General features: G+C 74.4%; 10 protein-coding genes, 1 tRNA gene and 1 pseudogene. 9 read left to right on the top strand and 3 right to left on the bottom strand.

Annotated features, from left to right (window positions below; translation table 11 throughout):
• The first annotated feature begins 243 nt into the window (after positions 1-243).
• The 4 genes and pseudogenes from ACWIZO_RS01135 to ACWIZO_RS01120 form a co-directional block, all read left to right on the top strand.
• Positions 244-477: a helix-turn-helix domain-containing protein gene (locus tag ACWIZO_RS01135; RefSeq protein ID WP_448640735.1), complete on the top strand. Its 234-nt coding sequence runs from the start codon at positions 244-246 to the stop codon at positions 475-477.
• Positions 474-764 carry a hypothetical protein gene (locus tag ACWIZO_RS01130; RefSeq protein WP_448640734.1) on the top strand — a complete coding sequence of 97 codons (291 nt, stop codon included), beginning with the start codon at positions 474-476 and terminating at the stop codon, positions 762-764. Before ACWIZO_RS01135 ends, ACWIZO_RS01130 begins: the two co-directional genes overlap by 4 nt.
• A complete protein-coding gene (locus ACWIZO_RS01125) occupies positions 761-1,084 on the top strand; it encodes a hypothetical protein (RefSeq protein ID WP_448640733.1) in 324 nt (107 codons plus the stop codon). The genes ACWIZO_RS01130 and ACWIZO_RS01125 overlap by 4 nt, the downstream gene beginning before the upstream one ends.
• Positions 1,081-2,127 (top strand): annotated as a pseudogene (locus tag ACWIZO_RS01120) (tyrosine-type recombinase/integrase); the annotation flags it as partial. The gene ACWIZO_RS01125 and the pseudogene ACWIZO_RS01120, both read left to right, overlap by 4 nt.
• A 166-nt stretch (positions 2,128-2,293) precedes the next feature.
• Here the strand turns inward: ACWIZO_RS01120 and ACWIZO_RS01115 are convergent.
• The 3 genes from ACWIZO_RS01115 to ACWIZO_RS01105 all read right to left on the bottom strand — a co-directional run bounded on the left by ACWIZO_RS01115 (position 2,294) and on the right by ACWIZO_RS01105 (position 3,921).
• Positions 2,294-2,368 (bottom strand) — tRNA-Arg (locus ACWIZO_RS01115).
• Between the two features lie 58 nt (positions 2,369-2,426).
• Positions 2,427-3,122, bottom strand: a complete 696-nt coding sequence (locus tag ACWIZO_RS01110; RefSeq protein WP_448640732.1) for a DUF305 domain-containing protein — start codon at positions 3,120-3,122, stop codon at positions 2,427-2,429.
• A gap of 7 nt (positions 3,123-3,129) precedes the next feature.
• Positions 3,130-3,921: a DUF3105 domain-containing protein gene (locus ACWIZO_RS01105; protein WP_448640731.1), complete on the bottom strand. Its 792-nt coding sequence runs from the start codon at positions 3,919-3,921 to the stop codon at positions 3,130-3,132.
• Positions 3,922-4,140: 219 nt separating this feature from the next.
• Here ACWIZO_RS01105 and argS point away from each other — a divergent pair, with 219 nt between their 5' ends.
• The 5 genes from argS to thrB all read left to right on the top strand — a co-directional run bounded on the left by argS (position 4,141) and on the right by thrB (position 10,769).
• Positions 4,141-5,802, top strand: coding sequence for an arginine--tRNA ligase (argS, locus tag ACWIZO_RS01100; protein WP_448640730.1), 1,662 nt, complete (start codon positions 4,141-4,143; stop codon positions 5,800-5,802).
• A 32-nt stretch (positions 5,803-5,834) separates the two neighbouring features.
• Positions 5,835-7,319, top strand: coding sequence for a diaminopimelate decarboxylase (gene lysA / locus ACWIZO_RS01095; RefSeq protein ID WP_448640729.1), 1,485 nt, complete (start codon positions 5,835-5,837; stop codon positions 7,317-7,319).
• On the top strand, positions 7,316-8,605 hold the full coding sequence (locus tag ACWIZO_RS01090; RefSeq protein WP_448640728.1) for a homoserine dehydrogenase: 1,290 nt from the start codon (positions 7,316-7,318) through the stop codon (positions 8,603-8,605). Before lysA ends, ACWIZO_RS01090 begins: the two co-directional genes overlap by 4 nt.
• Positions 8,602-9,681 (top strand): threonine synthase, encoded by a 1,080-nt coding sequence (gene thrC, locus ACWIZO_RS01085; RefSeq protein WP_448640727.1) that lies wholly within the window; start codon positions 8,602-8,604, stop codon positions 9,679-9,681. The genes ACWIZO_RS01090 and thrC overlap by 4 nt, the downstream gene beginning before the upstream one ends.
• Positions 9,682-9,872: 191 nt before the next feature.
• A complete protein-coding gene (thrB, locus tag ACWIZO_RS01080) occupies positions 9,873-10,769 on the top strand; it encodes a homoserine kinase (RefSeq protein ID WP_448640726.1) in 897 nt (298 codons plus the stop codon).
• Positions 10,770-10,938: the final 169 nt, after the last annotated feature.

Genomic DNA, 10,938 nt, shown 5'->3' with positions numbered 1-10,938 from the left:
TGCCCGAGCCGGTCCCTTGCCGGACGCCACCACCCCGCGCCGGCCCCCACGACGGGTCGTCACATCGGCGGCTCCCACCGGTCGGGCCACCGGCGGGGACATCACCCCGGCGACAGGAGCCCAGCCGGAGGAAAACAGGAGATCGATCAAAAAAGTTGGCTGTGGGCTGTCACCAACGGCCGCGAAACGGCGCCTTCTCCAGGTACACAGCCGCCCGAACCCGTCCAGCCCTCGGAGACAACCATGACCACTCACCCCCTGGGTCACGAACCCAGCGCCGAGTCCCCTGCCGAGTTGCTCACCATCGCCGAAGCGGCCCTGCTGCTGCGTGCTCCGGTCGCCACGCTGCGGTACTGGCGCCACCTGGGCACCGGCCCGCACAGCTTCCGGCTCGGCCGCCGCGTCCTCTACCGCCGCGACGACCTGCACACCTGGATCGACGCCCAGCGCCAGCAGGGCAGCACCGGTCGCCCTTGACCGAGTCTCTTGTGTCGGACAATAGTGGCGCCTGGGAGATCCGGTTCACCCAGGCTGCGCGCAAGCACCGCATCGGCCGGGCCTCCGCGCGGCACGTCATGGCCAGCACCGCACCGACGCCGGTCACCACCCACCGTGGCACAGACGCCTGGCTCTACGTCGGACCCGACGAGCGCGGGCGACAACTGGAGGTCATCGCCATCGAGGTCGGACCGACAGAGGGCGCCTCGCCCTACCTGCTGGTCATCCACGTGATGCCGACCCAGCTCCGAGGAGGACATCCATGACCGAGCGCATCCCGCCACCCGTCACCACCGCCTCGCCGATCGGGCCCGACGTCGACCTCGACGCCGAGGACGTCCGGCTGGCGGACGGGACCCGGCTGACCGAGCAGGGCGCCAGCGAGATCGTCGAGGAGGTGCGCCGCCGCGGCGGCCGCCCCTCCCTGACCGGCGAGGCGGCCGCATCGCCGCGCATCGTCTTCCGCGTCACCCCCAACGTCCGTGACCGCGCCGCCGAGATCGCCGCCCGGGAGGGCATGACACTCTCCCAGTTGGCCCGCGAGGCGCTTGAGGCGCGGGTCGCCGCCGAGGACCGAAGGTCATGACGAACATCGCCAGACGCCCGTCCGGGCAGTGGCGCGCCCGCTACCGGGACTCGGCCGGCAAGGAACACGCCCGGCACTTCGACCGCAAGGTCGACGCCCAGCGATGGCTCAACTCCGTCACCGCGGCCGTCGAGACGGGCACCTACGTCGACCCTCGCGCTGGCCGGATCACCGTGGGGGAGTGGGCGCGGAAGTGGCTGGACGGCCAGGCCCAGCTCAAGCCGACGACGCGGTCCCGCTACCGCGGCATCCTCGACCGCCACGTGCTGCCGCCATGGGGCTCGGTCCAGCTGGTGGCGGTGTCGCACGCCGACGTCCAAGCGTGGGTCGCCCGGCAACGCGCTGACGGCGTCGCGCCGGCCACCGTCCGCAAGCACTTCCGGGTCCTGAGCCTCGTCCTGGAACTCGCCGTGCGTGACGGGCGGCTGCCCCGCAATCCCTGCCAGGGGGTCAACCTCCCGCGGCTGGAGCAGGCCCGCCGCCGCTACCTGACCCACGACCAGGTCCACCGCCTGGCCGAGGAGACCTGCCTGCCGCGGCCGGGCACCCGGCTGCCGTACCGAGAGCGGGAGGTCATGGGCTCCTACCGCCTCGTCGTGCTCGTGCTGGCCTACTGCGGCCTGCGCTGGGGCGAACTGGCGGCGCTGAAGGCCACGCGGGTCGACCTCGGGCGTCGGCGCATCGAGGTGGCCGAGTCCGTCGTCGAGGTCGACGGCGTACTGATCTGGGGAGTGCCCAAGGGATACGAACGCCGGTCGGTGCCCGTCCCGGCGTTCCTCGCCGACGAGCTGCGGCGGCACCTGGCCGACCGGGCGCCGGACGACCTGGTGTTCACCGGCCTGCGGGGCGGAGGAGTGCTGCGCAACCGGATCTTCCGCCGGGCCGGCTTCGACCGGGCCGCCGCGGCGGTGGGCCTGGACGGCCTGGTGCCGCACGAGCTGAGGCACACCGCCGCCAGCCTGGCCGTGTCCTCCGGAGCCAACGTCAAGGCCGTGCAGCGGATGCTCGGTCACGCCTCGGCGGCCATGACGCTGGACACCTACGCCGACCTGTTCGACGACGACCTGGACGCCGTCGCCGAGGGACTGGACCAGGCCGTGCAGGCAGTCCGCGCACGGGTTGCGGACTCTTTGCGGACTCGCGGGCGTGTCATCGCCGATCCGACGTCGTCCGGAACGGGCCGACAAGCTGCTGAGCAGCTCTTTCGTCTGGTGCCCCCGGCAGGATTCGAACCTGCGCACCCGCCTCCGGAGGGCGGTGCTCTATCCCCTGAGCTACGGGGGCTCGCGGTGGGGCAGGGGAGAAGTTACCAGTCCCCTCCGCGTCCTCCGCCGACGGGCGGTCAGGGCGCCGGCAGCGGCGTCCCGCCCCGCGCGGTCAGCATCCCGACCATCGTGGTGACCTCGGCGGTCTGCGTGTCGGCGATCGAGCGGGCGAGGGTGCGCACCGCGGGCTCTGCGGCGTGCTCCGCGGCGTACTGCGCCATCTCCAGGCCGCCCTGGTGGTGGCGGATCATCAGCCGCAGGAACGCGACGTCGAACGCCGTCCCCGACAGCGACCGCAGGTCCGCGAGCTCCGCCTCGGTGGCCATGCCGGGCATCAGCGCGCCGTCGGACCCCGACGTCGACGCCATGTCGTGCCCGGCGTGCTCGCCGCCCATCCAGGCCATGTGCTCCCCGCCCGAGCGGGGCAGGCCCCACAGCGACAGCCAGCCCTCCATCCGGCCGGCCTGGTTGGTCTGCGTGCTGGAGATGTCGAAGGCGATCTGCCGGATCTCGGGGTCGGTGCTGCGCTCCGGCGCCAGGTTGGCCATCCCCACGCCCTGCCGGTGGTGCACCGACATGTCCCGGGCGAACCCGGCGTCGACCGAGTCGGTCGACGGCGTCCGCTCCTGGCCGATGCCCAGCCCCACCGCGAGCCCCCCGCCGAGCGCGACGAGCGCGACGGCGATGACCGCCAGGAGGACGACGCGCAGCCCGCGCCCACGGGGGGCGGGAGCAGGGGCGTCCTGGTCGGGGCGGACGGCGGTGGCGGTCATCGCGGGCTCACTGGGGGGTCGGCGTGGTGGGGGCGTCGGTGGTCATCGCGCCCGTGCCGCGGCTGCCGTCGCCGACGACCAGCGGGTCGGTCACGAACGTCGGGTTCTCGCAGCTCGCGCCGATCTCGGGGTAGTGGCCCTCGACGTCGCCGTTGAAGGTGAGGAAGTCGGCGAACTGCTCGATGCGCGGGTCGTCGGCCGAGTCGACCTTGAGCTGGTGGTTCCAGGACTGCAGGCTGACCGCGGAGTCCAGCCCGGCGTAGGGCGACATGAGCCGGCCGGAGACGCCGTCGACGAGCTCGGCCAGCTTCGCGACGTCGTCGTCGGCGACCTCGTCGGGGTTGTACGTGATCCACACCGCGCCGTGCTCCAGCGAGTGGACGGCGTTCTCGTGCCGGATGTCGACGTCGTAGACGGTGCCGGTGCAGTCGGCCCACTCGCCGTCGTGCGGGCCGCCGACCGGCGGCGACTGCTCGTAGTCGACCGGGGTGCTCACGTGCTCCTGCCCCGCGGCGTAGTCCAAGCTCCGGATGCCGGCGATCTCGTCGAGCGCGTCGATCTGCTCGGCGTCGGCCTGGCGCACCTGCACCACCGCGTAGGTGATCGCGGCGGCGGCGAAGACGACGACCGCGACGGCCGCGGCGATCAGCCCCCACGGCCGCTGCTGCGTCACCACCTGCGTCGGGGGCCGGGTGCGGCCGCGGTTGCCGGCCCGGTTCGCCGCCGGACGGGCGCCGGAGCCCGACCGGCTCGGCCCGCCCCCGGCACGGCCGGCATCGGGCTTGCGGTCCTTGGCCACGGGCTCTCCTCGTCCTCGGGCTCCGTCGCCGTCCGGCGGCGGTCGTGTCCTCGTGTGCGGCGGCTCCGGGTGGTGCTCTCGGGCGGGGGAGCCCACGATGAGGGCCTCCGGCCCCGCGGCCGCTGCTCGTCCGCGAGTCTAGGTCGGTTCCCTGTGTGCTCCCCCGACCGCGCGGGTGCGGCGGGGGAGCGCGTCGCGTCCGCTGCCTACGATGACGCGGTGACACCCGAGCAGCTGCGAGACCTCGTGCGGACCGCGGTCGGGGCGGTCGTCGAGCGCGGCACGCTCGCCGTCGCCGTCCCCGACGAGGTCGTCATCGAGCGCCCCCGGAACCCCGAGCACGGCGACTACGCCACCAACGTCGCCCTGCGCCTGGCCAAGCCGGCCGGGCGGCCGCCGCGCGAGGTCGCGGAGGTCCTGGCCGAGGAGTTGCGTGCCCAGGCGGGCATCGCCGCGGTCGACGTCGCCGGCCCCGGATTCCTCAACATCCGCCTCGCCCAGGGCGCGCTGGGCCGCATCGCCGTCGAGGCGGTCACCGCGGGGCAGACCTACGGCTGCACCACGACCCTGGCCGGGCAGAAGCTGAACCTCGAGTTCGTGTCGGCCAACCCGACCGGCCCGGTGCACATCGGCGGCACCCGCTGGGCCGCGGTCGGCGACGCCCTCGGCCGGCTGCTGGAGGCCAGCGGCGCCACGGTCACGCGGGAGTACTACTTCAACGACGCCGGCGCGCAGATCGACCGCTTCGCGCGCAGCCTGATGGCCACCGCGCACGGCCGGCCGGTACCCGAGGACGGCTACGCCGGCGACTACGTCGGTGAGATCGCCGCCCAGGTCGTCGCCGCCGAGCCCGGCGTCCTCGCCCTGCCCGAGGCCGAGCAGCAGGAGCGCTTCCGGGAGCGCGGCGTCGAGCTGATGTTCACCGAGATCAAGCGCACGCTCGCCGCGTTCGGCGTCGAGTTCGACGTCTACTTCAGCGAGCGCACGCTGCACGACACCGGCGCGCTGGAGAAGGCGATCGCGCGGCTGCGGGAGAACGGCCACGTCTACGAGGCCGACGGCGCCGTCTGGCTGCGCACCACCGACTTCGGCGACGACAAGGACCGGCCGCTGGTCAAGAGCGACGGCGACCCGACCTACTTCGCCGCCGACTGCGCCTACTACCTGGACAAGCGCACCCGCGGCTTCGACAAGGTCGTGATCATGCTGGGCGCAGACCACGCCGGCTACGTCGGCCGCTACGAGGCGCTGGTGGCCGCGGTCGGCGACGACCCCGAGGCCAACCTGGAGATCCTGCTCGGCCAGCTGGTCAACCTCGTCCGCGACGGCGAGCCGGTGCGGATGAGCAAGCGGGCGGGCACCGTCGTCCTGCTCGAGGACCTCGTGGAGGCCGTCGGCAAGGACGCCGCCCGCTACGCCCTGGCCCGGGCCTCGGTCGACCAGCAGATCGACCTCGACCTGGACCTGTGGAGCCGGCAGACCAACGACAACCCGGTCTTCTACGTGCAGTACGCGCACGCCCGGATCGCCTCGGTGCTGCGCAACGCCGCCGACCTCGGGCTGTCGCTGGGCGGGGCGGACGGTGTCGACGCCGGGCTGCTCACCCACGAGCGGGAGAACGACCTGTTGCGGGCGATCGGCGAGTTCCCGCGGGTGCTGACCTCGGCCGCCGAGCTGCGCGCCCCGCACCGGGTGGCCCGCTACCTCGAGGAGCTGGCCGGCACCTACCACCGCTTCTACGACGTCTGCCGGGTGCTGCCGCGCGGCGACGAGGAGGCCGGCCCCCTGACCACCGCGCGGCTGTGGCTGTGCGCGGCCACCGCCGTGGTGCTGCGCAACGGTCTGGACGTGCTCGGTGTGAGCGCCCCGGAGCGGATGTGAGGGCGCACCCGGCGGGTCCGCTGCACGGGGGCATGACCCCGCCGCCGTCGGTCGGCCTCCCGCCGGAGGACCTCGGTGCGCTCGACCCGCAGGTGTGGCCGCGCTCGGCCCGCCGCGTCGACGGCGAGCTGCACCTGGGCGGCCGGCCGGTGACCGAGCTGGCCCGCGCCCACGGCACCCCGCTGTTCGTCCTCGACGAGGACGACTTCCGCGGCCGCGCCGCCGACTTCGCCACCGCGTTCGACGGCGCCGACGTCCACTACGCCTCCAAGGCCTTCCTCTGCGGCCAGGTGGCCCGCTGGATCGCCGACGACGGCCTGCACCTGGACGCCTGCAGCGGCAACGAGCTCGCCGTCGCCCTGGCCGCCGGCTTCCCGGCGCGGCGGATCGCCCTGCACGGCAACAACAAGTCGCTGGTCGAGCTGCAGCTGGCCGTCGACGCCAGCATCGGCCACGTCGTCCTCGACTCCTTCGACGAGATCGACCGGCTGGTGCCGATGGCCGCCGCCCGGGTGGCCGCCGGCGGCACGCCCGTGCCGGTGCTGGTGCGCACCACCGTCGGCATCGAGGCGCACACCCACGAGTTCATCGCCACCGCGCACGAGGACCAGAAGTTCGGGTTCTCCCTGGCCACCGGCGACGCGCTGACCGCCGCCGTGCGCGTCATCCGGGAGCCCGCGCTGCGCCTGTCGGGGCTGCACAGCCACATCGGCTCGCAGATCTTCGACACCGCGGGCTTCGAGGCCGCCGCACACCGGGTCGTCGGCCTCATGGGCCAGGTGCAGCAAGCCACCGGCGAGGTGCTCGAGGAGCTCAACCTCGGCGGCGGCTTCGGCATCGCCTACCTCTCCGACGACGACCCGGTGACCCCCGCCGACGTCGCCGGCCGGCTGGGCGCGGTCGTCGCCGCGGAGTGCGCGGCGCTGGACCTCCCCGTCCCGCGGCTGGCCGTCGAGCCCGGACGGGCCATCGCCGGGCCCGGCACGGTGACCCTCTACGAGATCGGCACCATCAAGCCGGTCCGCCTCGGCAGCGGCGGCCACGGCGCGCCGCAGGTGCGCAACTACGTCTCCGTCGACGGCGGGATGAGCGACAACATCCGCACCGCCCTCTACGACGCGAGCTACACCTGCGTGCTGGCCAACCGCACCTCCGACGCCCCGCCGGCGCTGTGCCGCGTCGTCGGCAAGCACTGCGAGAGCGGCGACGTGCTGGTCCGCGACCTGTGGCTGCCGTCGGACGTGCAGGCCGGCGACCTGCTCGCCGTCGCCGCGACCGGCGCGTACTGCTGGTCGATGGCCAGCAACTACAACTACCTGCTCAAGCCGCCGGTGGTGGCCGTCCGGGACGGCGCCGCCACCGAGATCGTGCGGCGCCAGACACTGGCCGACGTGTTCGCCCTGGACGCCGTCCTCGCGGACACGCCCGCGCCCCCCGCCCCGTCCCAGCCCGCCCCCGAGCACGCCGTGGGAGCTCGGCCGACGAGCTCGAGAGTCGGCGTAGGAGTACAGCCGTGACACCCCTGAAGGTCGCCCTGCTCGGCTGCGGCACCGTCGGCAGCGCCGTGCTGCGGCTGGTCGAGGAGCAGGCCGACGACCTCACCGCCCGGGTCGGCCGGCCCGTCGAGATCGTCGGCGTCGCCGTCCGCCGCCCCGACCGGCACCCCGGGGTGCCCGCCGCGCTGCTCACCACCGACGCGCACGGGCTGGTCACCCGTGACGACGTCGACCTCGTCGTGGAGGTCATCGGCGGCATCGAGCCGGCCCGCTCGCTGATCCTCGCCGCCGTCGAGGCCGGCAAGTCGGTGGTCAGCGCCAACAAGGCGCTGCTGGCCGAGGACGGCGTCGCGCTGCACGCCGCGGCGGCCAAGGCCGGGGTCGACCTGTACTACGAGGCGGCGGTGGCCGGCGCGATCCCGCTGCTGCGCCCGCTGCGCGAGTCGCTGGCCGGCGACCAGATCCGCCGCGTCGTCGGCATCGTCAACGGCACGACCAACTACATCCTCTCCCGCATGGCCGAGACCGGCGCCGGGTTCAGCGAAGCGCTGGCCGAGGCCACCGAGCTCGGCTACGCCGAGGCCGACCCGACCGCCGACGTCGACGGGTTCGACGCCGCCGCCAAGGGCGCCATCCTGGCGTCGCTGGCCTTCCACAGCGCCGTCACCGCCGCCGACGTGCACCGCGAGGGCATCTCCGCGGTCACCGCCACCGACGTCGCCCGCGCCGCCGAGATCGGCTGCACGGTGAAGCTGCTGGCCATCTGCGAGCGGGTGGCGGGGGAGGACGGCGACTCGGTCGCCGTCCGCGTGCACCCGGCGATGATCCCCACCAGCCACCCGCTGGCCGCCGTCGGCGGGGCCTTCAACGCCGTCTTCGTCGAGGCCGAGGCAGCCGGGCAACTGATGTTCTACGGCCAGGGCGCGGGCGGCGAGCCCACCGCCAGCGCCGTCCTCGGCGACCTGGTCGCCGTCGCCCGCAACCGGGTGTCCGGCGCCGCCGGGGCCGGGCCCAGCGCCTACGCCGACCTGCCGGCGCGGCCGATCGCCGAGACGCCGACGCGCTACCACGTCAGCCTCGACGTCGCCGACGTCCCTGGCGTGCTGGCGACCGTGGCCACGGAGTTCGCCCGGCACGAGGTCAGCATCGCCACCGTCCGCCAGGACGGGCACGGCGACGCGGCCACACTGGTCATCGTCACGCACAGCGCCCCGGACGCGGCGCTGTCGGCGACGATCGCCGCACTGCGGGAGGTCCCCGCCGTCCGCGGGGTCACGAGCGTGCTGAGGGTGGAGGGTCTGTCATGACGGGGACGCTGCGCGGGGCCGTCTCGCCGGTCTGGCCCGGGCTGATCGAGGCCTACCGGTCACGGCTGCCGGTCAGCGACACGACGCCGGTGGTGACGCTGCACGAGGGGGCGACCCCGCTGGTGCCCGCGGCCGAGCTGTCGCGGCGCACCGGCTGCGAGGTGTTCCTCAAGGTCGAGGGCGCCAACCCGACCGGGTCGTTCAAGGACCGCGGCATGACCATGGCCATCACCAAGGCCGTGGAGGAGGGCGCCCAGGCGGTCATCTGCGCCTCCACCGGCAACACCAGCGCGAGCGCCGCCGCCTACGCCGCGCGGGCCGGCATCGTCTGCGCCGTCCTCGTGCCCACGGGCAAGATCGCGCTGGGCAAGCTGGCCCAGGCGCTGGTGCACGGCGCCAAGCTGCTGCAGGTCGAGGGCAACTTCGACGACTGCCTGGCCCTGGCGAGCAAGCTGTCCATCGACTACCCGGTGAGCCTGGTCAACAGCGTCAACCAGTACCGCATCGAGGGGCAGAAGACCGCGTCGTTCGAGATCGTCGACGTCCTCGGCGACGCCCCCGACGTGCACTGCCTGCCGGTCGGCAACGCCGGCAACATCACCGCCTACTGGCAGGGCTACCGCGAGTACGCGGCCGACGGCGTGGCCACCCGGACGCCGCGGATGTGGGGCTTCCAGGCCGCCGGCGCCGCACCCATCGTCACCGGCCGGGTGGTCGAGCAGCCGAGCACCATCGCCACCGCCATCCGGATCGGCAACCCCGCGTCCTGGACCAAGGCGCTGGCCGCGCGCGACGAGTCCGGCGGGCGGATCGACGCCGTCACCGACCGCGAGATCCTCGCCGCCTACCGCCTGCTCGCCCGCAGCGAGGCGGTCTTCGTCGAGCCGGCGTCGGCCGCGTCGGTGGCCGGCCTGCTCAAGGTGGCCGCCGCGGGCGAACTCGAGCCGGGACGGCGCGTCGTGTGCACCGTCACCGGCAACGGGCTCAAGGACCCCGACTGGGCCATCTCCGGCGCGCCCACGCCGGTGACCGTTCCCGTCGACGCCACCGCGGCCGCCGCGCAGCTGGGTCTCTGATGGGAGGACCGCGTCCTCCCCTCCGCTCGCAGAAGGACCCCCTGCCCCCCGAGAAGGACCCCCCTGCCCCCCACCGCTCGCAGGCTCGCGGCGGGACCCTGCAGGGGGGCCGATCGACGCTCGCGGCGGGACCCTGCAGCGGGCCGGCCCGGGACGTGGCCGGACCGAGCGGCGCGTCCGTCCGGGTCCGCGTGCCCGCGACCAGTGCCAACCTCGGCCCGGCCTTCGACTGCGCGGGCCTGGCGCTGACCTGCCACGACGTCCTGGAGTTCGCCGTCGCCGACGCCGGGCTGCGCGTCGAGGTGTCCGGCGTCGGGGCGGGGGAGCTGCCCACCGACGAGTCGCACCTGGTGGTGCGGGCGTTCCGCGCCGCCTGCGCGGTGCTCGGCTGGTCGCCACCGGGGCTGCGGGTGGTCGCGGAGAACGGCATCCCGCAGGGGCGGGGGATGGGCTCCTCGGCCGCCGCCGTCGTCGCCGGTGCGGTCGGCGCCTGGGCGCTGTGCCCCGACGTCGACGATGTCGACGAGGACGCCGTGCTGCGGCTGACCACCGAGCTCGAAGGGCACCCGGACAACGTGGCGCCCTGCCTGCTGGGCGGGGCGACGCTGTCGTGGATGACCGACGGCGGTGCGCGTGCCGCGCGACTGGCCGTCCTGCCCGAGGTGCGGCCGGTGGTGCTGGTGCCCGAGGCCCGGCTGTCCACGCACGTCGCCCGCGGGCTGCTCCCCGACGCCGTCCCGCACGCTGACGCCGCCCACGCCGCCGGCCGGGCCGCGCTCCTGGCGCACGCGCTGACCCGGGAGCCGGCGCTGCTGCTCGAGGCCACCGAGGACCGGCTGCACCAGCGGCAGCGCGCCGCGGCGATGCCGGGCTCGATCGACCTGTTGGAGCGGCTGCGCGCCGCGGGGCACGCCGCGGTGGTCTCCGGCGCCGGCCCGAGCCTGCTGGTGCTCGGGGCCGGGGACCCCGACGCGGTGGTGCGCGACGTGAGCTGCCTCACCCCTCCGGGGTGGCAGGTGTACCCCGTGGAGGTGGACGGCGACGGAGCCCACGTGCTGGCGCCGGGACCTGGGGTATCGTCTCGATGACGAGGAACACACTGCCGTCCAGCGGTGTTGTCCCGTCCGTGGGGTGAGTCTAAAGTTCGGCTCAGCCGCCCCCTCGGGCGAGCCTCGCGCGGGGCGATGCAGACGTTCTCACCCGTCGTCGCTGAATCCGCTCCGCACCCACTCGATCCGCCGTCTGTCCCGCTGTCCC

Source organism: Geodermatophilus sp. URMC 63, from assembly GCF_053502565.1.
The sequence above is the reverse complement of the archived record's forward strand: the minus strand, read 5'-3'. Positions and strand labels throughout refer to the sequence as shown.

Excerpts from the sequence above, each read along its gene's own strand:
- ACWIZO_RS01135 (WP_448640735.1), top strand. The coding sequence starts at position 244 with ATGACCACTCACCCCCTGGGTCACGAACCCAGCGCCGAGTCCCCTGCC.
- ACWIZO_RS01125 (WP_448640733.1), top strand. The coding sequence starts at position 761 with ATGACCGAGCGCATCCCGCCACCCGTCACCACCGCCTCGCCGATCGGG.
- ACWIZO_RS01110 (WP_448640732.1), bottom strand. The coding sequence starts at position 3,122 with ATGACCGCCACCGCCGTCCGCCCCGACCAGGACGCCCCTGCTCCCGCC.
- lysA (WP_448640729.1), top strand. The coding sequence starts at position 5,835 with ATGACCCCGCCGCCGTCGGTCGGCCTCCCGCCGGAGGACCTCGGTGCG.
- thrC (WP_448640727.1), top strand. The coding sequence starts at position 8,602 with ATGACGGGGACGCTGCGCGGGGCCGTCTCGCCGGTCTGGCCCGGGCTG.